Source organism: Stenotrophomonas sp. 1L-E-5-B-C3, from assembly GCF_057292075.1.
This window is the reverse complement of the sequence record NZ_JBXAWS010000005.1, coordinates 62,238-83,712: the sequence shown is the minus strand read 5'-3', so window position 1 is coordinate 83,712 and position 21,475 is coordinate 62,238. Positions and strand designations below refer to the sequence as shown.

At 66.1% G+C, this 21,475-nt stretch carries 18 protein-coding genes; 13 read left to right on the top strand and 5 right to left on the bottom strand.

Annotated elements, in window-relative coordinates:
- Nucleotides 1-34: 34 nt before the first annotated feature.
- Both AC0Z6F_RS08280 and AC0Z6F_RS08275 read right to left on the bottom strand, forming a co-directional pair.
- Nucleotides 35-931 (bottom strand): tyrosine-protein phosphatase, encoded by an 897-nt coding sequence (locus tag AC0Z6F_RS08280; protein WP_012511158.1) that lies wholly within the window; start codon nucleotides 929-931, stop codon nucleotides 35-37.
- A 17-nt stretch (nucleotides 932-948) separates the two neighbouring features.
- Entirely contained in the window at nucleotides 949-3,237 is a 2,289-nt protein-coding gene (locus tag AC0Z6F_RS08275) for a TonB-dependent receptor (RefSeq protein ID WP_198283141.1), read from the bottom strand.
- A 123-nt stretch (nucleotides 3,238-3,360) separates the two neighbouring features.
- Here AC0Z6F_RS08275 and AC0Z6F_RS08270 point away from each other — a divergent pair, with 123 nt between their 5' ends.
- The 4 genes from AC0Z6F_RS08270 (at nucleotide 3,361) to AC0Z6F_RS08255 (ending at nucleotide 7,918) form a co-directional block, all read left to right on the top strand.
- Complete coding sequence (locus AC0Z6F_RS08270; protein WP_012511160.1) at nucleotides 3,361-4,005, top strand: TetR/AcrR family transcriptional regulator; 645 nt, start codon at nucleotides 3,361-3,363, stop codon at nucleotides 4,003-4,005.
- A 70-nt stretch (nucleotides 4,006-4,075) separates the two neighbouring features.
- Nucleotides 4,076-4,660, top strand: coding sequence for an AprI/Inh family metalloprotease inhibitor (locus tag AC0Z6F_RS08265; RefSeq protein WP_012511161.1), 585 nt, complete (start codon nucleotides 4,076-4,078; stop codon nucleotides 4,658-4,660).
- A 126-nt stretch (nucleotides 4,661-4,786) separates the two neighbouring features.
- A complete protein-coding gene (locus tag AC0Z6F_RS08260) occupies nucleotides 4,787-6,037 on the top strand; it encodes a hypothetical protein (RefSeq protein ID WP_012511162.1) in 1,251 nt (416 codons plus the stop codon).
- 171 nt (nucleotides 6,038-6,208) lie between these two features.
- Entirely contained in the window at nucleotides 6,209-7,918 is a 1,710-nt protein-coding gene (locus tag AC0Z6F_RS08255) for a sensor domain-containing diguanylate cyclase (protein ID WP_012511163.1), read from the top strand.
- A 77-nt stretch (nucleotides 7,919-7,995) separates the two neighbouring features.
- On the opposite strand, the gene AC0Z6F_RS08250 is transcribed toward AC0Z6F_RS08255, so the two are convergent.
- Both AC0Z6F_RS08250 and AC0Z6F_RS08245 read right to left on the bottom strand, forming a co-directional pair.
- A complete protein-coding gene (locus AC0Z6F_RS08250; RefSeq protein WP_012511164.1) occupies nucleotides 7,996-9,939 on the bottom strand; it encodes a MacB family efflux pump subunit in 1,944 nt (647 codons plus the stop codon).
- Between the two features lie 2 nt (nucleotides 9,940-9,941).
- A complete protein-coding gene (locus AC0Z6F_RS08245; RefSeq protein WP_012511165.1) occupies nucleotides 9,942-11,123 on the bottom strand; it encodes an efflux RND transporter periplasmic adaptor subunit in 1,182 nt (393 codons plus the stop codon).
- A 194-nt stretch (nucleotides 11,124-11,317) separates the two neighbouring features.
- Here AC0Z6F_RS08245 and AC0Z6F_RS08240 point away from each other — a divergent pair, with 194 nt between their 5' ends.
- From AC0Z6F_RS08240 to AC0Z6F_RS08225, 4 genes are all read left to right on the top strand, one after another.
- Nucleotides 11,318-11,929, top strand: coding sequence for a hypothetical protein (locus tag AC0Z6F_RS08240; RefSeq protein ID WP_012511166.1), 612 nt, complete (start codon nucleotides 11,318-11,320; stop codon nucleotides 11,927-11,929).
- Between the two features lie 59 nt (nucleotides 11,930-11,988).
- Complete coding sequence (locus AC0Z6F_RS08235; protein WP_012511167.1) at nucleotides 11,989-12,705, top strand: response regulator; 717 nt, start codon at nucleotides 11,989-11,991, stop codon at nucleotides 12,703-12,705.
- A gap of 3 nt (nucleotides 12,706-12,708) precedes the next feature.
- Entirely contained in the window at nucleotides 12,709-13,785 is a 1,077-nt protein-coding gene (locus AC0Z6F_RS08230; RefSeq protein ID WP_012511168.1) for an ATP-binding protein, read from the top strand.
- Between the two features lie 200 nt (nucleotides 13,786-13,985).
- Entirely contained in the window at nucleotides 13,986-14,912 is a 927-nt protein-coding gene (locus tag AC0Z6F_RS08225; protein ID WP_012511169.1) for an ABC transporter six-transmembrane domain-containing protein, read from the top strand.
- A gap of 260 nt (nucleotides 14,913-15,172) precedes the next feature.
- Here AC0Z6F_RS08225 and AC0Z6F_RS08220 read toward each other — a convergent pair whose 3' ends face one another.
- Nucleotides 15,173-15,787: a TetR/AcrR family transcriptional regulator gene (locus tag AC0Z6F_RS08220; protein WP_012511170.1), complete on the bottom strand. Its 615-nt coding sequence runs from the start codon at nucleotides 15,785-15,787 to the stop codon at nucleotides 15,173-15,175.
- Between the two features lie 170 nt (nucleotides 15,788-15,957).
- Here AC0Z6F_RS08220 and AC0Z6F_RS08215 point away from each other — a divergent pair, with 170 nt between their 5' ends.
- The 5 genes from AC0Z6F_RS08215 to AC0Z6F_RS08195 all read left to right on the top strand — a co-directional run bounded on the left by AC0Z6F_RS08215 (nucleotide 15,958) and on the right by AC0Z6F_RS08195 (nucleotide 21,401).
- Nucleotides 15,958-16,794, top strand: coding sequence for a siderophore-interacting protein (locus tag AC0Z6F_RS08215; RefSeq protein ID WP_012511171.1), 837 nt, complete (start codon nucleotides 15,958-15,960; stop codon nucleotides 16,792-16,794).
- Nucleotides 16,795-16,989: 195 nt separating this feature from the next.
- Complete coding sequence (locus AC0Z6F_RS08210; RefSeq protein ID WP_012511172.1) at nucleotides 16,990-19,167, top strand: TonB-dependent receptor; 2,178 nt, start codon at nucleotides 16,990-16,992, stop codon at nucleotides 19,165-19,167.
- A 52-nt stretch (nucleotides 19,168-19,219) separates the two neighbouring features.
- On the top strand, nucleotides 19,220-19,519 hold the full coding sequence (locus tag AC0Z6F_RS08205; RefSeq protein ID WP_012511173.1) for a DUF3649 domain-containing protein: 300 nt from the start codon (nucleotides 19,220-19,222) through the stop codon (nucleotides 19,517-19,519).
- Nucleotides 19,516-21,126, top strand: coding sequence for a PepSY-associated TM helix domain-containing protein (locus AC0Z6F_RS08200; RefSeq protein ID WP_012511174.1), 1,611 nt, complete (start codon nucleotides 19,516-19,518; stop codon nucleotides 21,124-21,126). Before AC0Z6F_RS08205 ends, AC0Z6F_RS08200 begins: the two co-directional genes overlap by 4 nt.
- Complete coding sequence (locus AC0Z6F_RS08195; RefSeq protein ID WP_012511175.1) at nucleotides 21,123-21,401, top strand: DUF3325 family protein; 279 nt, start codon at nucleotides 21,123-21,125, stop codon at nucleotides 21,399-21,401. The genes AC0Z6F_RS08200 and AC0Z6F_RS08195 overlap by 4 nt, the downstream gene beginning before the upstream one ends.
- Nucleotides 21,402-21,475: the final 74 nt, after the last annotated feature.

Genomic DNA, 21,475 nt, shown 5'->3' with positions numbered 1-21,475 from the left:
TGAAAGGAATGCCGGCCAGCGGCCGACACTACCCTCAGCCAGCCTGCCCCAGCCGTACCTTCAACTGCTGGATCTCCTGTTCGCTGACCCCGATCGACTTCAGGTAACCCTCTGCACCACCGTACTGGCTGTGCAGTGCCGCCAGGAACTGCTCCATGTTGTCCGGTGCGGTACCGGACATGCCGGCCATCTTGCGGCCGATCTCCGGATTCTGCTTGATCAACGCCATGATCTGCGCGTTCATCGCGCTGTCCTTCGGCTGCCCTTCCAGGTAGTGCGCGGAGATTGCGTAGTTGTGCACGATCTCTGCCTTCGGCACACCCGCCAGGTCCAGCAGCAGGCCGGCGATGATGCCGGTGCGGTCCTTGCCTGCAGTGCAATGGAACAGCACCGCGCCATCCTGCTGTGCAGCGATGCGCTGGAACACCTGCTTGAACTGCGGCTGGCTGTGGTCCAACCATTGCACATAGGCCTCGCCCAGCGTATCCGGGAAGCTGGTCATCATCTTCTGCAGGTCCATCTTCTCCGTGCCCATCAGCGAAATGCGCTGATAGTCGAAGCGATCGTCGCGGGCCAGCAGATCCGGTGACTGTGCTTCCTCATCGGCGGTGCGCAGATCGATGTCGAGCTTCACACCGGCGGCGACGAGGGCATCACGGTCGGCATCGGTCAGGCGGCCAAGGTCGGCGGTGCGCACGAAGGCATCGGCGGGAATCGGCCCTTTGCTGCCCTGCAGGCCAGCGAAGGTACGCACATTCCAGGCACCCTGCAGCGGGATCACCCGCTGTGCATCGGCGGCGGCGGGCTTGGTGTTGGCGGCAGCCACCTGCCTGGCAGCGACGGCCTGTGGCGCATCAGCGGCAACCGCTGCGGCAGCCATCGGAAGGGCCAGTATCAGGGCCAGGGCGAGTTCGGTACGAGCGATCTTCATTGGAGTCTCCAGTCGAATCAGAAGTTGACGGCCACATCCAGGCCGAAGGTGCGCGGGTCGTTGAAGATGCCGCTCTGGCCCAGCGCTGCGCTGTTGATCTTGTAGAACAGGTGCTGCTCATCCAGCAGGTTGCGCGCCCACAGCGAGAACGACATCGTGGTGCCGGTGCTGTTGACCGGCACATCCACCAGCGCCACCCGTGCGTTCACCACGAACGAGCTGTCGGTCAGCATCTGGTCGTACTCGCTGGTGTAGTAGCCATCGGACCAGTTGCCGTCCACATGGAACTTCAGTGCCGAGAAGTTCGCGAACGGCACCAGGTAGTCGACCGACAGGCTGCCGGCGTTCTTCGGCGCCAGCAGCGGCTGGACCGTTACCTGCACCCCTGCACCGAACGGGTCCGTCGCGGTCTGCGCGTCGATCTTCGTATAGGCGTAGTTGAGGCCGAGGGTGAGGTTGTCCACCGGCATCACGTTGAACTCCAGCTCCGCGCCGCGCGACTTGCCATCGCTCAATGCATTGGTGGTGACCATTGTGGTGCGGGTCTCGCCACTGTTCGGGTCGAACGGCAGCGAGAAGTCCATCTGCTTGTGCGCGATGGTCGAATCGAACACGGCGAGGTTCAGGCGAGCACGGTTGTCCCAGAACTGCGACTTGAAGCCGAGCTCGTAGGCCGTCACTTCTTCCGGCCCGAACGCGGTGTAGTTGGTCGAGCGCGAGTTGGCACCGCCGGCCTTGAAGCCGGTGCTGTACTTGGCATAGACCATCGCGTGCTCGCCAAGGTCGTAGGCGATGTTGACCATCGGGTCGAAGCGGCTCCAGCGGTCCTTGAACGCAAGGTTGGTCGCCGCACCATTGACGATGTACAGGCTGCCCTTCTTGTCATCGCGGGTATAGCGGCCACCGGCGGTCAGGTGCAGGCGCTGCAGCGCCTCCGGGGTCCACGTGGCCTGGCCGAACACACCCAGGCTGTCGGTCCAGGCCTTGCTGGCGCGGTCGATGCGCACCCGCGAAAGATCCAGTGGATTGGTCGCCGGATTCACCGTATAGCTGTTGCCACCTGGGCCCCACACCAGCATGTTCGGGGTCTGCGCATTGTCACCGGCGGTCTCGTGGTAGTAGAACGCGCCACCGAGGAACTGCACCTGCGAGGTGTTGCCGATCAACTGGAATTCCTGGCTGTACTGGTGCTGGTAGACCTGGGCCAGGCTGTAACGTCCGAAGGGCGTACCGGCGCCACCATAGGCCGAGATCGCGTCAACCAGGCCCATGTCGAACTGGCCCTGGGTGAGTTCACGGTATGAACTGATCGACTTCAATTCCAGGTTGTCGTTCAGCGTCCACGACAGGTTCAACAGATGGCCACTGGTGCGGCCGGTATTGTCTTCCTGCGCGCCGCCGAGGATGGCGCTGTCGCGGCGATCCTGGCTGGCGCCGGCCTTTTGCAGCGGGCTCAGGTAGGCACCCGGTACCAGCACCTGGGTGTGGTACGGCGTGGTGGCGTCGTAGGAACGATCGAACGCGTACAGCAGCGAGAAGTCATCACGGGGCTGCCACAGCGCGGTCAGGCGTGCGCCACGCTTGTCGTAACTGTTGAAATCGCGCTCGCCACGCATCGGATTGTCGGTGGTGCCGCCACGCCTGGCCTGCACTGCATCGATCTTGAAGCTGACATCGCCCACCTTGGGCAGGTCGAGGTGCAGCGCGCTGTTGTAGCCGCTGAAGTTGGACACACCGGCACTGACGCTGCCGCCGAATTCACCGGTCGGCTGCTTGGTCACGATGCTCACTGCGCCGCCTTCGGTGTTGCGGCCGAACAGCGTGCCCTGCGGCCCCTTCAGCACTTCGATGCGCTCCACGTCGTAGAGCATGCTGCCCAGGCCCTGCGCACGGCCCATGAACACACCATCGACATAGATGCCGACGCCGGCATCGCGGGCCGGTTGGTTGGCGTCACCGGAGGCACCGATGCCACGGATGCCGATGTTCAGCGCAGAACTGCGGGTAGCGAACGGCGTGACCCGCAGTGATGGGATGGAGCCATCGGACAAGCTGCCCAGCGAAATCGCGCTGCGGTCCTTCAGCGCTTCGGCATCGACCACCGACACCGAGATCGGCGTCTCCTGCAGGTTGGTGGCGCGTTTCTGGGCGGTCACCATCACCTGGTCGAGGGCAACCACGGCACGGGCCGCGTCGGCGGACGCCGTGGCCTCGGCGCTGGGACTGTCTTCGGCATGGGCCAGCACCGGCAGCGCGGCGGCGATGGCGAGGGTAAGCAACGGGCGGTGCAGCGGGAGGTGGCGCATCGGACTCATTCGCGGAAGGAGGAGGCCGGCGCAGTCTGGAAGGCGGCAATTACAAATGAATGACCGTTCATTCACATCTTTTATGACGTACTATCCCGCCCTTGGACGCTCCTACCTCTCGCAATGACGCCGAAAACCGCCGTAGCCGTATCCGCTGACGACCCTGCCGCCGCACACGCCGAGGCCCAGCGCCGGCGCATCCTCGATGCCGCCCAGAAGTGCTTCATCACCCGCGGTTTCCATGCCGGTTCCATTGCCGACATCGCCGCCGAAGCCGAGATCAGCCAAGGGCTGATGTACCGCTACTTCGCCAACAAGCGCGCCTTGATCCTGGCCCTGATCGAGCGCCAGCTGCGCCACGACCAGGCCTCGATCAGCGAGATGCCGGCAGCATCGGACCTGGTGGACGGCCTGCTGGAGTGCTACCAGCAATGGGCACGCGGCGAAGTGCTGCCGATCCACGGCAACGCCATCGCCAGCGTGGCCCTGTATGCGGAGATCAATGCCGAGGCGCATCGCGACCCGGTGCTGGCCGAGGTGCTGCGCACCCACGACAAGCAGACCAGCGCTGCCATCCACGCCTGGTTGCGGCAGCGCGACGTCAGCCTGGGCCGCGTCGTGGACGAAGAGCGGATTGCCAGCCGAACCCTGCTGCTGCGGCTGCTGGTGGAAGGTCTGGCGATGCGCGCCGTGCGCGATCCGGGCCTGCCGCCGGAGCGGGTGCGGGCGCTGCTGGCCGACGCGATTGGGCGGGTGATCGCCGATTGAGCCACCCTCACACCGTCTCCCGCCTCGCCGGTTCGATACTCGCGCGGTCCACCCTTCCGAGGATCCTGCGATGGCTGCCCTGCTTGCCCGTAGCTGCCTGTCCGCGCTGTGCTGCCTGACCCTGCCCGCCCTGGCCCAGGACGCCTCGTTCGGCTTCGGCGAACAAACCACCCGCACCGAACAGACCACACAATCCAGCAGCACCCAGACCCGGACCAGTGGCGCGATGACCACCCAGACCACCACCAGCGGCAGCTCGCAGTCCGAGACACGCAGCGAAAGCAAAGGGATGGACGTGGACTTCGGCTTCCACGACAACAGCGATGACTGGGGCCATGACCGCCGGCGCGATGACCGCGATGTGCGCGACAGCGACCTGTTCGGCAGCTGGACACTGGGCCAGGAGAACGGCAGCAACTGCACCATCGAGCTGAAGAACATCGAATGGTTCGGTGGCTACAGTGCCTATGTGCCTGCCGGCTGCCCGGATGGCTTCTTCTCGGCCAATCGCTGGGTGCTGTCGGGCAACCAGTTGCTGTTGACCGACACCAGCAACACCGTATTCGGGCGCTTCCGCGCGTCGGGCGGAGGGCGTTGGTCGGGGTATCGTGAAACGGATGGGGCGCGCTTGTATCTCAATCTCAAGGGGCGCTGACCTCGAAAGCGAGGTAGCGGGCGCCGGCTGACAGCACGCCGCCGGGAACTGAATAGCGCACTCGCTAAAGAACACGCGCGCTGGGCCGATAGCAGGCCCGACCCAACGCTTTAAGGACGACGCGCCGTGTCTACGCCCGGATCCTACCCTTCAGGAATGAATTCATCCACACGCGAGGAACCCGCTCTGTGGTCGCGTGCGGCGTCAGTACTGGGAGTCATCATTGCGCATCGCTGGGCCTTCGCTGCTGCCGGCACTTTGGCGATGGTGGTGTTCTTCTGGCGCATCCGTTTCCTACCCAGCATCACCCTGACCGATATCGGTCTGGTTGCGATCGCGATCGTGGTGTTTTCCATCCTCTTGATGCTTGTTTTCCTAGCGACGCTGCTGATTCCAGCCGCGCTGCTAGTCGAATGGCATCAGAGGGGAATGATCTTCAGCGCGAGTGGTCCGCGTAGGCCAGGGTCCCGAGAGCGACACCTCGCATTAAACAGCATTCTCTCACTCCTTGTGGGGGCTGCAGTTGCACTGCTCCTTCTGTACGCGTCACTGGCCACAGCATTTGGCAAGAGCCATGACCATGCGTTTCTCATTCTCGTAGGTCTGGGCGCCATTGCCGCACTGGGCCCGGTGCTTCGCAAAACCACACCTTCAGCAACTGCTGAGCGTATAGCGAACACACGCCCTTGGAGGGGGCTGTGGCCACTGTCCCTAGCGTTTGCTTCTACGGCACTGTACCTACTGTACATGCCCATCTTCGTTCTCGTGGTGATTGGAACACATGAGGCGGCTACGGCCCTGACGGACTGGCAGTTCGGCCTCATGCTGTTGCTTCTTCCACCGCTCCACTATCTGTTCTTCCTCGTCCTGAGTTCACCCGCACGCCACAAATCCATTGCTGCCCTCGCTATAATTTTTTACGTAGTCATGTTTGCAGGCACACTCACTGAAGCGCTTGACCGCGCTGCGAACATCTTCCAGCTGGGCCTGTTGAAGCATCACAGCGTGGTGGTCTCCAGCGAGGGTTGCCGCATCGCTAAGTCCTCGCGCGTGGTGAGAGCGTGCCACAAATTGGAAGGATCCGGTGAAGCCCTTTACGAGATCCGGGACGTCCAAATCCTGACTCGCCTTGGCAGTCACGCCGTCATTGCCCGCAACCAATGGACCCCCGCGCAGCGAACCGGATCGGTGCCCATACCCAGTGCACATGTCCGGTCATGGTTCCCTACCGCTCCTGTGAAGGGCTTGCCACGGGCACCTCATTCAAGGGCACCCGCCGCCATGGTCGACATTCCAACGCAAAGACCCGTCCCCACGCCCCGAGCATCCCGAAAGGCGCCCGCTCAGCGCAAGACGGTCAGCTGCGTGGCGCGGTAGTCCGCCAACGCTGGCCAATAGCAATATGTGCGCGCGATCACAAGGTGGTCGTGGCACCCATTGGACTCACGTCGGCATCACCCGTCGGTGGCGATACATAACAAGGTTCGCACTACCGTAGCACCTGACTGCCGCCGCGCCCGCCCTCGCCACCCCGCCCTGAAAAGTGCCATGGACGAAGCCGAACGACTGCTTGAACTCGACCGCCTGCACCTGCTCGACACGCCACCAGAGCCTGTTTTCGATGCGATCGTCGCCGCCGCGCGTGCCGCTACCGGCATGACCATGGCTCTGATTTCAGTTGTTGCCGACGAGCGCCAGTGGTTCAAGGCCAACATCGGGCTGGAAGGTGTCAGCGAAACCGCGCGCGAGATTTCATTCTGCACCCATGCCATACAGCAGGACACGCTGTTCGAGATTCCGGACGCGCGCCAGGACCCTCGCTTCTCCACCAATCCCCTGGTGACCGGCGGCCCGCGCATCCGTCACTACGCGGGAATCTCGCTGGGCTCGGCGCACGGCGCGCGCATAGGAACACTGTGCCTGCTCGACCCGATGCCCGGTGTGCTGTCGCCTTCGCAACGCGAACTGATGGTGCATCTGGCCCGGGTCACCACCCAGGTGCTTGAACAGCGCAGCACCTTGATGGCACAGGTCGGCCAGGCCAAGGCCCTGCATCGTGAGCTGAAGCGCAGCGAGGACTTCCTGGAGCGCACCAACCGCGCGGCCCGGGTGGGTGGCTGGGAAATGGACCTGGTCAGCAACGAGGTCCGCTGGACCCGCGAAACCAAGCAGATCCACGGCGTGCGCAGCAACTTTGAACCGACGCTCGAAACTGCGCTCTCGTTCTATCGCGAGGACAGCCGAAACATCATCCGCACGGCGGTGCAGCGTTGCATCGATGAAGGCACGTCGTGGGAGGTGCAGCTGCCGATGACCACCGCCGACGGACGAGCCATCTGGACCCGCGTGGTTGGAGGCCGGCAGCAGGTCGATGGCCGGCCGCGGCTGGTCGGGGCCATACAGGACATCACCGAGGAGCGCGCCGCGCTGGATGCACTGGAAGCCAGCGAAACCCGCTACCGGCGGCTGTTCCACTACAGCCTTGGCCTGATCTGCACCCACACGCTGGAGGGCGTGCTGACCTCGGTGAACCCAGCGGCCGTGCAGTCACTGGGCTTCGATGAGAGCTACATGATCGGGCGCAGCTTGTGCGACCTGATGCCGCCGGAGAAGCGGGCCGCGTTCAAGGCGTATCTGGAACGCATCGCAGTCAACCACACCGATGCCGGCGTCATCGAGCTGATCGCCGCCGATGGTACCCGGCATTTCTGGGCGTATCACAACGTGCTCGACAACGAGGCCACCCAACCCTACGTGCTCGGCCATGCGCAGGACGTCACCGCACTGCGGATGCAGGAACAGCAGTTGCGCGAGATGTCCTTCAAGGATCCCCTCACCCAGAGCTACAACCGCCGCTTCCTGCCCCGCCTGGACGAACTGATCGACCAGCCTTGGGCTTGCCTGATGTTCGATCTGGATCATTTCAAGCAGATCAACGACACCCAGGGCCATGCACGGGGTGACACGGTGCTGGTCGAGTTCGCCGCCTTCCTGCGCGCTCCACTGGGGTCAATGGAAAGCGTAGTGCGTATGGGTGGCGACGAGTTCATGGTGGTGCTGACTGCACCGGAACCGGGACGGCTGGCCACGCTGGAGCAGTGGTATGCGCAGCATGCCGGGCAGTCACCCACACCCTTCTCGCTGGGCGCGACCCACCACGCACCCGGCGAGACGGTGGCCGACACCCTGCAGCGCGCCGACAGCCGTCTGTATCGCGAGCGTGCACGCGTGCGCACGCATCCGCGCCCCTCATCCTGAGGCTGCTCCTGTGGAGCCGAAGGCAACGGCTCCTGCCGTTGCCTTCGGCTCCACAAATGCCTGCACCGGGCCTGCGCCTACTCCGCTGCCAACGCCTGGATCGGGTCGAGCTGTGCGGCACTGCGCGCCGGGAAGTAGCCGAATCCAAGCCCGATCGCAGACGAACATGCCAGCGCGGCGAGCACCGGCCCCGCCGTGAACAGGAACGGCACACCCAGCGACAGCAGGCTGGACAGCGCACCGACCCCGAACGCGAACAGCACGCCCAGCACGCCACCGAACAGGCAGATCAGCACCGCCTCGATCAGGAACTGGCGCAGGATGTCACCCTGCCGCGCACCCACCGCCAAGCGCACGCCGATCTCGCGCACGCGCTCCTTCACCGACACCAGCATGATGTTCATCACCCCAACTCCACCCACCACCAGCGCCACCGCGGCAATGGCGGAGACCAGAGCCGCCATGGTCTGGCTGGACTTCATCACGGCCTTGCGGATCTGATCGGCGTTGTAGATGAAGAAGTCACGCCGCCCATGCAGCCGTTGCAGTTCGGCTGCCAGCGAGGCTTCGGCGGCGGTGGTCGGCACGTTGTCGCGCACCCGTACCGTGATGCTCTCCAGGCGCTGGCTGCCCAGCAGCCGTGAGGCGGCCGAGGTGTACGGCACGTAGACCGTCGGCGTCGCACCGCCGGCAAAGGCGCTTGCACCCACCACCCCGATCACCTCCACCGGCATGCCGCCCAACAGCACCGTACTGCCGATCGGGTTGCCGGTGAACAACGCCTTGGCCGCCTTCTGGTCGACCACGCCTACCGCACGATGCGCATCCACTTCGGCATCGGTGAAGAAGCGCCCAGCCTTCAGCCGCAGCCCGCGCACACGCGGCAGGTCCGCGCCCACGCCCTGCACCTGGGTGTTGGCACGGCGGCTGCCCTGCAGTGCTGCCACCGAGCCCGTCAGATTGGGGCTGACGCTGTCCACGTAGCTCAACGCGGCCAGATGGTCGGCATCGCCCACCACCAGTGTCTCGATCTCCGCCGAGCGCGGGTCGCCGAAATCGGCGCCGGGGAATATCTCCAGCGTGCTGGCGCCCAGTTCGTTGATCTGTGATTCCACCTGCGCCTGCGCGCCCTTGCCCAGCGCGACCACGGTCACCACGGCGGCCACGCCGATGATGATGCCGAGCATCGTCAACAAGGTCCGCAGTCGATGGGCCAGCATCGAACGCACCGCCATCCGCGCGGCCTCGCGCACCGCGTCCAGGCGTGCACGGCGCTCGGCGATCAGGGACGACCCGCGTTCGGCGATGGATGCAGCGGGCGCCACCACCGGCGCCCTCTCACCGCGATCGGAGACCACTCTTCCGTCGGCAATCTCGATCACCCGGCCGGCATGTGCGGCAATTGCAGCGTCATGGGTCACCAGGATCACCGTGTGGCCTTGCCCATGCAGGCGCTTCAGTTCGGCCATCACCTGCTGGCCGCTGGCGTGATCGAGCGCGCCGGTCGGCTCGTCGGCCAATACGATGGCGCCGCCGTTCATCAACGAACGGGCGATCGACACGCGCTGCTGCTGGCCGCCGGACAGCTGGCTCGGTCGGTTCGCGGTGCGTTCGCCCAGGCCCAGCGTTTCCAGCAGCCCGCGGGCACGCGCGGTGCGCGTCTCTGCATCCACGCCCGCATAGACCGCCGGCAATGCCACGTTCTCGGTGGCGCTCAGGTTCTCCATCAGGTTGTAGCGCTGGAAGATGAAGCCGAAGTGCTCGCGGCGCAGCCGGGCCAACGCATCCGGCGCCATCTGCTCGGTGGTCTCGCTGTTGACGCGATAGCTGCCTTCGGTCGGCCGGTCCAGGCAGCCGAGGATGTTCATCAGCGTTGATTTTCCCGAACCGGACGGGCCGATGATGGCGATGAACTCACCGGCGTCGATACGCAGCGAGACATCCTTCAGCACCACCACTTCACCGGCGGCCGAGCGATAGGCGCGCGATACGCCATGCAGTTCCAGCAGAGCGTCGGCCATGCTCACATCCCCAGCAGACTGGCAGCTTCCGGCTCAGCGCCGCTGGGCGCCTGGCCGACCACCACGTTCTCACCCGCCTTCAGCCCGGACAGGATCTGCACCGCCGTAGCAGTGCGCAAGCCCGTGCTGACCTCACGCTCGGTGACGCGGCCCTTGGCATCGACCACCTGCACCGTGCCGCGGTTGCTGTCCTTGTCTTCGGATTCGGTCAATGCGGTCAACGGCACCTGCAGTGCGTTGGCAGCACGTGCCAGTTGCAGGGTGACCTTCACCGTCATCGACGGTTTCAGCTTCAGGCCCGGATTGGCCACATCGAACAGGCCGGCGTAGTACACCGCCTTGGGCGTCTGCGCCGAGCCACCCGCACTGCTGCCGGCCACATCGGCAATCGTCGACGGCGCTGGCTCCAGCTGCTGCAGATGGGATTCGTAGCGGCGGCCACTCGGCCCCAGTGTCGAAAACCACAGCGGCTGACCGGGCGCGACCAGCTCGACATCAGCCTCGGCGATCTCGGCGCGCACGGTCATCGTATCCATCTGCGCCAGCATCACGATGGTCGGCGTGGTCTGCATCGAATTCAACGTCTGCCCGGCCTTGGTGACGATCGCCACGATGTAGCCGTCGCTGGGCGAAACGATGCGGGTATAGCCGAGGTTGATCCGCGCGGTTTCGACCTGGGTCCCGGCCTGGTCGATCTGCGCCTGCAGCGCGGCCATCTCTGAGCGCGCCGTATCACGTGCCACTCGCGCGGCCTCGAAACCTTCCTGTGACACAAGGCGCGACGCCACCAGTTGCGACTGCCGCTCGTAGACGCGGCCGGCCTGCACGTAACGGGCCTGGCTGGCGGCATGCTGGGCACGTAGCGTATTGGCAGCCGCCTCGGCGCTACGCAAGGCGATGCGCTGCGGCTGCGAGTCGACCTCGGCAATCAGGTCGCCGGCCTGCACGCGCTGGCCCAGCACCACATGCAGGCGCTTGACCTGGCCGGACACCTGCGCACCCACCGCCACCAGCTCCTTGGGATGGACCCGGCCCACCGCCTGCACGGTCTTCTCCAGATCCGCCACCCTTGCCGGCGCGGTGATCAGCGCGGCATCATCGCTGTCTGCAAAGGCCCACCAGCCGGCGGCGCCCGCAATGAGAGCCACGGCTGCGGCGATGGTCCAGATCCTGCGGTTGTTCATCGAAACGCCCGGCTGCGGGCGGCCACCCAGTGCGACCGCTGAGGCCGCAGTCTGCAAGCCAGGGGTGGACGTTTCTTGGAGCCACTGTGGAGATTGCATGGAGATCCGGCAGCCGTTCAGGCACGCCGCCGGCGGCTGAACCAGTCGATCCGTGTCCACGCAATCTCGACACAATCTCGACCGAGTCTCCATCAATGGCGGCTAGCCTCGGCAACCTTGCCGACTGCCTGCCCATCGTGCTCCGTCCCCATCCAGACCTGCCGTCGATCGATGTGTGTCGTGCCTACCTGGCCTGGTGCGCGCCTGCGCCGTGGCTGCTCGCCCTGGTGCTGGCATCGACCACGGCCTGGACGCTGGCCAGTCCGCATGTGCTAGCGCCCCTGCTGGCAGGCTTCGGTGCTGCCGCCCTGCTGTGGTTCCGCAGCGATGGGCCAGGCCACGCGAGCCGCCTCGGATCGCCCGCTTCGCTGGCGCTGATCGGCCTGGCGGTCTCGTCGGAGACGAAGCCAACCGCCGCCGGTGCCACGCTGCATCTGCCGCTCGCCCTCGCCACCCTGCTGGTCGCCACCCAGATGACGCTCCGCCTCCGCGCCATCATGCGCATGGCCACCCGCCTGCAGGCACGGGTGGATGCGGCGGACATGGCATCGCGCTGGGCCCGTTTGTCGGCAGCGCTATCCGCCCTCGCTGCGCGGAATCTGCGCGAAGGGCGGCCGCTGGCGCCGTCGCTGCATCGCACGCTGGTGCTGGCCACGCTGGCCTGGGCCGCCAACGAGGAAGCACAGGCCATGGAACGCCGACGATGACCTCGCCACTGACATCGCCCTCGCCCTCACCTGCTCACTTTCCAAAGCCGCATCACGCAATGAAACCCGATACCCGCATGCGCCAGGCGCCCCTGGTCCTGATTGCCGAAGACGAAGGCGAGATCGCCGACATCCTCGGTGCATACCTGGCGCGTTCCGGCCTGCGCAGCGTCCGCGCGGTCGATGGCGAGGCGGCCCTGGCCAGCCATCGCCAGCTACGCCCGGATCTGGTGCTGCTGGATGTGCAGATGCCGAGGATGGATGGATGGCAGGTGCTGAGCGAACTGCGCAGGCGTGGCAATACGCCGGTGATCATGCTCACCGCACTCGACCAGGACGTGGACAAGCTGACCGGCCTGCGCGTCGGCGCTGACGATTATGTAGCCAAGCCATTCAATCCGGCCGAGATCGTCGCCCGTATCCAGGCGGTGCTGCGGCGGAGTGCCAGAGAACCCAGCGATGCGCCCGGCGGGGTGATCCGCCAGGGACCGTTCGAGATCGACCTGCGCAGCCATGAAGTGACCGTGCGCACAGATGAGCAACTGCACGCGCTGACCTTCACGCTCACCGAGTTCCGCCTGCTGGTACACATGGCGCGCGCACCACGCCAGGTGCACAGCCGGTTGGATCTTCTGCACAACTGCCTGCCCGAGGGCGATGCGCAGGAACGGACGGTGGACAGCCACGTCAGCAAGCTGCGCCGCAAGCTGGAGGACGTGGGCGTCATCGGCATTCCGGCCACCATCCGTGGCGTTGGCTACCGTTTCCTGGACTGAATGATGAACCCCAAAGGCAAGAGCATCGGCCGCCAGATCACGCTGTCCATCACGGTCGCCTCGCTGTGCTCGACGGTGCTGTCGATCAGCGGCTTCTACCTGTTCTACTACCTGATGGAAGTGTTCTACCCGCGTTGGTACGACGAGCCGGAAACGATCATGCCATCGGGGCTGGAGTGGCTGTGGATCGGCTTGACCGCCTCCGTTGTCGTCATCTTCGCCACGCTGGTCGCCTCGCGCCTGACCCGCCGCATCATTACCCCGTTGAACTCGGTGGCCGAAAGCCTGCGCCGGGTCGCCAGCGGTGATCTGGAGGCACGTGCACGCGGTGGCGATACCTCGATGACCGAAGCCGCCACGCTGGTCAGCGACTTCAACTCCATGGCAGAGCGGCTGAACCGGATGTCCGAGAACCGGGTGTTCTGGAACGCCGCGATCGCGCACGAACTGCGCACGCCGATGACCATCCTGCGCGGCCGCCTGCAGGGCATTGCCGAAGGGGTATTCGAGCCCGGGCCGGAGCAGTTCAACAGCATGCTCACCCAGCTGGAAGGCCTGACCCGGATCATCGAGGACCTGCGCGTGGTCAGCCTGGCCGAGAGTGGTCATCTGGATCTTCGCCTGCAGCGCAGCGATGTCAGCGTGCAGGTGGCCGCGGTGGTGGAAGCCATGTCCGAAGCGCTGACCGAAAGCGGCTTCTCGGTGACCGTGGATGCGCGCCCGTCACTGGCCGACTGCGATCCCGCACGCATCCGCCAGGCCGTGCTGGCACTGCTGGAGAACGCGCGGCGGCATGCCATTCCGTGCCCGCTGCGGGTGGCCGTCACCCTGGCCGAAGGCCATTGCACCGTAGCGGTGGAGGACGGCGGCCCCGGCGTGCCGGACGAGTTGCGCGACAGCATCTTCGAGGCCTTCCAGCGCACCGATGTCTCGCGTTCCCGGCAGAGCGGTGGCTCCGGGCTTGGCCTCGCGGTAGTACGTGCGATTGCCGTTGCCCATCACGGAACAGCGCAGTGCCGGGCCACCGAACGTGGTGGCAGTTCGTTCGAGATCCGCTGGCCAGTGCATGCGCGCCGTTGAGGGCGCAAGGTTGCGGCAGACGCTGCTCTGGTAGCGGCCCACCTTGGTGGGCATTCGCATCGCTGAACGGCGCCGATTTCTCCACGCAATCTCCATCGTCCCTCCATGCCCGCTCCAAAGGGCTGCAGATACTGGGCGTGACCAGGGAGGCGGCAGGTATCCAGCCCCCTGCCCTGTCTCCACTTTGCCCAGGCATCCCCATGAAACACCCCCACGATCCGGCGGCCGCCGCCGGTAGCATCGGCCAGCAGAACGCGGCCGCCACCCTCAAGGCCATCCTGCGCACCTACCCGTGGCAGCTCACCGGCACGTTCTCGCTGGTGGCGATGGAAAATGCACTGTTGCTGGCGTATCCGCTGTTTGCCGGCTTCGCGGTGGACGCGATCATCCGCGGCGACATCGGCCACGCAATCTCCTACGCCGGCGTGGTGCTGTTGTTCTGGCTGGTCGGTGCCGCCCGCCGTGCGGTCGATACCCGTACCTTCACCCGCATCTATGCCGACCTGGCGGTGAACGTGGTGCAAGCACAGCGCAGGCTGGGCCAGGCCACCTCCACCTCAGCCGCGCGCGTTGTGCTGGCCCGTGAGTTCGTCGACTTCTTCGAGAAGCACGTGCCGATCATCGCCACCGCGCTGGTATCGATGTTCGGTGCGGCAGCGATGCTGCTGGCGATCGAGCCGCTGGTGGGCGCTGCAAGCCTGGTCGCACTGCTGGGTGCATTGTTGCTGCTGCCATCGTTCGCACGCCGCAACGAACAGCTGCATGGACGCCTGAACAACCGGCTGGAGCATGAGATCCGCCTGGTTGACCGGGTCAGTCCCTCGGTGCTGCGTCGCCACTACACCACGCTGTCGCGGCTGCGCATCCTGCTCTCCGATCGCGAAGCCGGTGCCTTCGTGGTCGTTGGCGCAGCGGCAGCGGTGCTGTTCGCGCTCACCATCGGCCGTCTCGCCACCACCGACGGGGTTACCCCGGGCCATGTGTATGCGGTGATGACCTATCTGTGGACGTTCGTCGGCAGCCTGGATGATGCACCGTCGATGGTGGATCAGCTGGCGCGGTTGAAGGACATCGGCCGGCGCGTCAGCCCCGGCATGGATGATACGGAGCACAAGGACGCCGCTTGACCGGTAGATGCCCACCTTGGTGGGCAACGATGTATCGCGGCGCCAACCAAGGTTGGCGACTACCGGGGCAACGGTGCCAACCAGGATTGGCGGTTACCTCGCGGAAGGACATCGGCCGCCGCGTCAGCCCCGGCATGGAGGATGCTGAGCGCAAGGACGCCGCTTGACCGGTAGACGCCCACCTTGGTGGGCACCGACACATCGCGGGGCCAACCAAGGTTAGCCACTACCACGGCAACGGCGCCAACCTGGAATGGGGCTTACCCGGAGGCTGCCGTGCGCCCGCACATCGCCAATGCACCGATGATCAACGCTTCCATGCTGCGGTCGAACTCGGCCTCCTGCGCCTTCCGATCCAGCGGGCGTCGCGTGGTATCCACCACCGCATGGCGTGAGTACACGGTGTCGGCCAACGCCACGGCGTGATAGGCCACGGTCGACAGCAGCCACGCCGCCTGCTCGAGCGGCAGATCATGCACGCGGCTGAATTCGGCATGGTGGCGCTGGATGCGCGCCAGCATCTCCGGTGTCTTCGCGCCGTGGCTGACCAGGAACGGCGCCAGGCCCGGATTCCCGTCCACCAGCGTCCGCAGTGAACGTTGGAACGCACGCAGATCCTCCTCGATGCTGCGCCGGCCAGCGGCATCCAGTGCCGGTGCCTGCCAACGCTCGAAGATCGCCTCGGCCACCAGCTCGCGCAGTGCCGCCAGATTCGCCACATGCTTGTACAGCGCGATGTGGCTGACCCCCAGCGCCGCCGCCACGCCCACGAAGCTCAGCCCCGGCAGCGTCATGGCAATGCCGGCGTCGGCGATGCGCTCGCGGGTGATGGTGGGCGGTCGCCCACGGGCAGCGGTCTTTTTCGGTGCAGCCATGCGGTAACGGTTCCTGCGCGGTGCGCGGGCAAGGGCTGTCATGGTGGACCGCAGCGACGCCGCGGTCAACGCGTCGCTGCGGTCCGTGGACAGGCCCCGGTTACGGCACGATCAATTTAGTTTAATATGATGTAAATAATTCGCATTTGCAGTGTCCAGGATCGTTGTCGATGTCCGCGTCCCCCACTTCAATCACCCCGGCCGGGCCGCTGCGCGGCGCCGACCATGATCGCGGCCTGCAGGCGCTGCAGGTCCAGGTGGTCGCGGTTGCACAGCCGTGCGCCAGCCTGCTGCGCCTCGTGGTCCAGCTGCCGGAACATGCAGAACTCGCGCCCTGGCAGCGTGCCAACACCGCCGTGCGCATCCAGCTCGGCGCCACGTTCGGCGATGTGTCACGGATCTACACCGTGCGCAGCCTCGATCCCAACACCCGCCAGTTCACCCTGGACGTAGTGCTGCACGAGGCGCCGGGGCCGATGCTGGCCTGGGTACGTGCGCTGCGCCCCGGTGATGCCTTCGATCTGACCGGACCGCGCCCCCATCTGCAGGTACCGCAGCGCGAGGGCACCTGCGCCCTCCTGTTCGCCGACCCAAGCGCCATCCCTGCCCTGTTTGCATTGCTGCAGCAGTGGCCGGCCGACCTGCGCGCAGAGGCCTGGATCGCCTCGGATGATGCATTCCCGGTAGACGAACTGCCCGCCATTGAAGGTGTCCGCGTGCTCCGCCTCGCCACCGGTGACGTGCCGTTGCTGCAGCAGGCGCGCCAACTGCGGCCGGAGCCCGGCAGCACGGTCTGGGCGGCCGGCGAGCGCGAGGAAATGCGTGCCCTGCGCCGCCACTTCATCGAAACGGTCGGCCTGCCACGCAGCGACGTTGCCGTGGCCGGCTACTGGAAACGTGGCGAGACCACCACCGAGACCGACCAGCGTCGCCGCCGCAACTACGAGCGCGTGCTGGCACGCGGCGGTGGCCTGCAGGACCTCGACGACCTCGCCGACGATATCTGATCCACCCCGCAGTATCCGCGCCCCGCGCTTCGTTCCACCCAGCCACAGATCGCCCACGCACCTCGCGTGCAGCACTGCCACAGCGGCAGTGCCGTGCCCTCTGCCAGCCATTCCACAGCCCGCGTCGTCCTGCCCCTGCAGGTCACAGACGGCGCCGTGCTGGCCGATCGCACGACCCACCACACGAGAACCGCCATGTCCCTCCCCCTGCGAACCCTGCCCCTCCCACGCCGCTCGGCGCTGTCCCTGGCCGCCCGTGCAGCGTTGCTGCCCACCCTGTTGATCGCCATCGCCGCGCACGCCAACGATGCACCCGATGGCGCCCGCCAGTTGCCCACAGTGAACGTGCGCGCCGACAAGACCACGCCTACCGATGCCTACGCCGGTGGCCAAGTGGCCCGCGGCAGCCGCGTCGGCCTGCTCGGCGAGCTCGACTTCATGGACACGCCGTTCAACACCACCCGCTACACCGCCGACTTCATCGACAACATCCAGGCGCCGGACCTGGTGCGGGTCATCGCACTGACCGACCCCAGCGTCTACAACAGTGGCTCCAGCGGTGGCATCACCGACTACTTCAACATCCGCGGTTTCGGTGTCGCCTCGTCGGATATCGGCTTTGGTGGCCTGTACGGGCTGATCCCCTACTACCGCGTCACTCCCGAACTGGCCGAGAGCATCGAGGTGCTGAAGGGCCCGTCCGCGCTGCTCAACGGCATGCCGCCCGGTGGCTCGGTGGGCGGTGCGGTGAACGTGGTGCCCAAGCGTGCCGGCGACACGCCGCTGACCCGCTTCACCGCCAGCTACGGCAGCGACGCGCAGTGGGGCGGTCACCTGGATGTCGGCCGCCGCTTCGGCGCGGACAAGCAGTTCGGCGTGCGCCTCAATGCCGTGCACCGCGACGGCGACACCGCCACCGACCACCAGCAGCACAAGACGCAGCTCGCATCGCTCGGCCTGGACTGGCGTGGTGAGCGCTCGCAGGTGTCGCTGGACCTGTTCAGCAGCCGCGACCATGTGGATGGCCTCAACCGTGGCGTCTCGCTGGCGCCCGGCCTGGCCGTGCCCCGCCCGCCGAAAGCCAGCACCCTGTTTGCACCGGACTGGACCTTCAGCACCGTCAAGGACCAGGCCGCCGCACTGCGCTGGTCGTTCGACATCAATGACTACCTGCAGGCGCATGCCAGCTACGGCCACGGCCATACCGATTTCGACTCCATCGCCAGTGCCACCACGCTGATCACCAACACCGCCGGCGACTTCCGCAACAACTTCGCCCACCAACGCTTCATCTACAGCAAGGACACCGTCGAAGCCGGATTGTCGGCGCGTTTCCGCACCGGCGCGGTCGATCACGCGCTGGCCATCAGTGCAGCCTGGTACCAGCACGACCAGAAGTTCGGCTTCAAGCGCAACCTGCTGGCCCGCGATTGGGTAACCAATATCTACAACCCGCAGTGGGGCCCTGCCATCGACCGCAGCTTCAGTGATGCGTCGCTGCCGAAGACCGCGGAAGTGCGCACCACCAGCTTCGGCATCGCCGATACGCTGTCCTTCATCGATGATCGTGTGCAGCTGACCCTGGGCATCCGTCACCAGACCGTGCTCAGCGATACCTTCGATGGCGGCACAGGCAAGCGCACCGCACGCTACGACGCCAGCGCCAACACCCCGGCCGGTGCACTGCTGTTCAAGGCCAGCGACCGCCTGTCACTGTATGCCAATTACATCGAAGGCCTGAGCCAGGGCAGCACCGCCCCGGCAACCGCCGCCAACGCGGGCGACGTGTTCCCGCCGTTCAAGACCCGCCAGCGCGAGGCCGGTGCCAAGTTCGACTTCGGCCGCTTGGCCAGCGCATTGAGCGTGTACGAGATCGAAAAGCCCAGCTCCTATACCGACCCGACCACCAATGTGTTCTCGTTCGGCGGCCAGCAACGTAACCGGGGCGTGGAATGGACCGTGTTCGGCCAGGCCACCGAACAGCTGCGCCTGCTCGGTGGCATCGGCTGGCTGCAGCCGAAGCTGACCCGTACCCAGGGCGGCATCAACGAAGGCCGGTTGGCGACGGCCACACCGCAATGGCAGGGCAAGCTGGGCGTGGAATGGGATGTGCCGACCGTGGCCGGCCTCACCCTCACCGGCAATGCGGTCAGCCTGTCCAAGGGCTACATCACTGCTGACAACAGCCAGTGGGTGGCGGGCCGCACCGTGTTCGATCTCGGTGCCCGCTATGCGACGCAAGCGGCCGGCCATCCGCTGGTGCTGCGCGCCACCGTGCAGAACGTGACCAACAAAGCGTACTGGGCGGGCAGCCTCGGCTCCGGGCTGGGCACGCCGCGCACCGCCCTGCTGTCGGCCACCGTCGATTTCTGATGCCTGATGCACGGGCGCTACGCCATCGCGCGTGGCGCCCCGGAGAACTGATGTGAGCGTTTCCCGTACCACCGCCGTGCTGGCCTGGCTGCCGCTGGTCTCACGCATCCTCGCCGCGCTGTTCGGCGGCTATGTGCTGGCCGCGCTGTGCAGCATCGCCGCACTGGCGCTGCCCATCGATGGCCGCCAGGCCGTGTTCACCGGCATGCTGGCCAGCTTCCTGCTGTACGCCGGCGCCGTGGTCTGGGTGTTCGCGGTGCGTTCGGCCTGGCGCGCATGGCTGGGCCTGCTCATCGCCGCGTTGCCCCTGTGGTTGATCGCACAGACGGTCGGCAACGGAGGTGGTGCATGAGCAAGGTCGATCGCACTCCGAAGCCACGCGGCATCCGCCAGACCATGTCCGACCTGCATATCTGGGTGGGGCTGCTGGCCGGATGGATCCTGTACGCGATGTTCCTCACCGGCACCGCCAGCTACTTCCGCGACGAGCTCTCGCGCTACACCCGCCCGGAAATCGCCACACCGTCCGTGTTGCCGGACGCCGCTGTGGTTGCGCAGCGTACCGTCACGGCGATCATGGCCGACACGCCTGCGGCCAGCCAGATCAACCTCAGCCTGCCGAGCACGCGCATGCCGTGGGTGTCGGCGATGTGGGCCAGCCCGGGCGGGCGTGGCCGGCATGGCTTCGACTCGGGCCTGTTCGACGCCAGCACCGGTGCACCGCTGCAGGCACGTGACACCGGCGGCGGCGACTTCTTCTATGCCTTCCACTTCAACCTGCACTACATGCCGGCGATGTGGGGCCGCTGGATCGTCGGCCTGTGCGCGATGTTCATGCTGGTCGCCATCGTCAGCGGCGTAATCACCCACAAGAAGATCTTCGCCGACTTCTTCACTTTCCGCTGGGGCAAGGGCCAGCGCTCTTGGCTGGATGGACACGCGGCGCTGTCGGTACTCGGCCTGCCGTTCCACTTCATGATCACCTGGAGCGGCCTGGTGATGCTGGCGGTGCTGTACATGCCGTGGGGCCTGGCAAAACTGCCGGACAAGCGCCAGCAGGCCGAAGTGGTCAGCGAGATGCGCCTGTTCCTGCCACCGCAGAAGGCCGCGGGCCAGCCTGCCCCGCTCACCGATGTCGGCGCACTGGTGCAACAGGCCGAGCAGCGCTGGGGAACCGGATCGGTGGGCAGCGTGCAGGTGCAGAACCCCGGCGACCAGAACGCACGCGTGGCCGTGGTGCGTGCGCAGTCCAGCCGTGTTTCGACAACACCGAACTATCTGCTGTTCGACGGCAGCGGCGGGCAGTTGCTGCAGGTCAAGGAGCACTCGGGCGTCGCCGCCGATACCCAGGGCGTGCTGTATGGCCTGCACCTGGGCCGCTTCGCCGATGCCGCCCTGCGCTGGCTGTACTTCATCGTCAGCCTGGCCGGCACTGCCATGGTCGGCACTGGGTTGGTGCTGTGGACGGTGAAGCGCCGTGCGCAGCTGCCCGATCCGCAGCGACCCTACTTCGGCTTCCGTCTGGTCGAGCGGCTCAACATCGCCACCGTCGCCGGCCTGTCGGTGGCGATGACCGCCTACCTGTGGGCTAACCGCCTGCTACCGACTGCCATGGACGGGCGCGCAGCGTGGGAGGTGCATGTGTTCTTCCTGGTCTGGGCGGGCATGTTCGTGCATGCCACGCTGCGTACACCCAAGCGAGCGTGGATCGAACAGTTCCTGCTGGCGGCGTTGCTGCTGGCACTGCTGCCGGTGCTGACCGCTATGACCACACCGCATCCGCTGTGGCGCACGCTGGCCGCAGGCGATTGGGCGTTTGCCGGGACCGACCTGACCCTGCTGACATTGGCCGCCCTGCACACGCTGCTGGCCTGGCGCACCTGGCGGCATGCACCGAAGGTGAAGCGCACACGGCCGTCTGCAGCCTCACGCAATGCGGTTTCCGAGGCCAGCGCATGATCCACGTCATTCTGTTTGCGTTGTCGCTGGCCGCGTTCGCCTGCCTGGCACTGGCGATGGAGCGCCATCAGCGGGACGTATTGCGGCGTGTGTTGAGCGCGCAGGCGACCGAGAAGCTGCGCGCGGTCGGCTGGGCGCTGCTGGTGTTCAGTGCGGTGTTCGCCATGCGCGGGCTGGGGGTGGGTTCTGGTCTGGCCGCGTTGTCCGGGCACACCAGCGTGGCCGCAGGTGTGGTGGTGGTGGCGATGGTGGCGCAAGGGCGGCGGGATCGGTAGCTGCCCACCTTTGTGGGCACCGGTGAAAGCGGCGCCAACCAAGGTTGGCGACTACCGGGCCTGCGCGGCGCTGC

What these genes read in the sequence shown, in the direction of transcription:
- AC0Z6F_RS08210 (WP_012511172.1), top strand. Translation starts at nt 16,990, where the DNA reads ATGTCCCTCCCCCTGCGAACCCTGCCCCTCCCACGCCGCTCGGCGCTG.
- AC0Z6F_RS08265 (WP_012511161.1), top strand. Translation starts at nt 4,076, where the DNA reads ATGGCTGCCCTGCTTGCCCGTAGCTGCCTGTCCGCGCTGTGCTGCCTG.
- AC0Z6F_RS08215 (WP_012511171.1), top strand. Translation starts at nt 15,958, where the DNA reads ATGTCCGCGTCCCCCACTTCAATCACCCCGGCCGGGCCGCTGCGCGGC.
- AC0Z6F_RS08270 (WP_012511160.1), top strand. Translation starts at nt 3,361, where the DNA reads ATGACGCCGAAAACCGCCGTAGCCGTATCCGCTGACGACCCTGCCGCC.
- AC0Z6F_RS08255 (WP_012511163.1), top strand. Translation starts at nt 6,209, where the DNA reads ATGGACGAAGCCGAACGACTGCTTGAACTCGACCGCCTGCACCTGCTC.
- AC0Z6F_RS08235 (WP_012511167.1), top strand. Translation starts at nt 11,989, where the DNA reads ATGAAACCCGATACCCGCATGCGCCAGGCGCCCCTGGTCCTGATTGCC.
- AC0Z6F_RS08200 (WP_012511174.1), top strand. Translation starts at nt 19,516, where the DNA reads ATGAGCAAGGTCGATCGCACTCCGAAGCCACGCGGCATCCGCCAGACC.
- AC0Z6F_RS08230 (WP_012511168.1), top strand. Translation starts at nt 12,709, where the DNA reads ATGAACCCCAAAGGCAAGAGCATCGGCCGCCAGATCACGCTGTCCATC.
- AC0Z6F_RS08195 (WP_012511175.1), top strand. Translation starts at nt 21,123, where the DNA reads ATGATCCACGTCATTCTGTTTGCGTTGTCGCTGGCCGCGTTCGCCTGC.
- AC0Z6F_RS08220 (WP_012511170.1), bottom strand. Translation starts at nt 15,787, where the DNA reads ATGGCTGCACCGAAAAAGACCGCTGCCCGTGGGCGACCGCCCACCATC.
- AC0Z6F_RS08245 (WP_012511165.1), bottom strand. Translation starts at nt 11,123, where the DNA reads ATGAACAACCGCAGGATCTGGACCATCGCCGCAGCCGTGGCTCTCATT.
- AC0Z6F_RS08250 (WP_012511164.1), bottom strand. Translation starts at nt 9,939, where the DNA reads ATGGCCGACGCTCTGCTGGAACTGCATGGCGTATCGCGCGCCTATCGC.
- AC0Z6F_RS08240 (WP_012511166.1), top strand. Translation starts at nt 11,318, where the DNA reads ATGGCGGCTAGCCTCGGCAACCTTGCCGACTGCCTGCCCATCGTGCTC.
- AC0Z6F_RS08280 (WP_012511158.1), bottom strand. Translation starts at nt 931, where the DNA reads ATGAAGATCGCTCGTACCGAACTCGCCCTGGCCCTGATACTGGCCCTT.
- AC0Z6F_RS08275 (WP_198283141.1), bottom strand. Translation starts at nt 3,237, where the DNA reads ATGCGCCACCTCCCGCTGCACCGCCCGTTGCTTACCCTCGCCATCGCC.
- AC0Z6F_RS08225 (WP_012511169.1), top strand. Translation starts at nt 13,986, where the DNA reads ATGAAACACCCCCACGATCCGGCGGCCGCCGCCGGTAGCATCGGCCAG.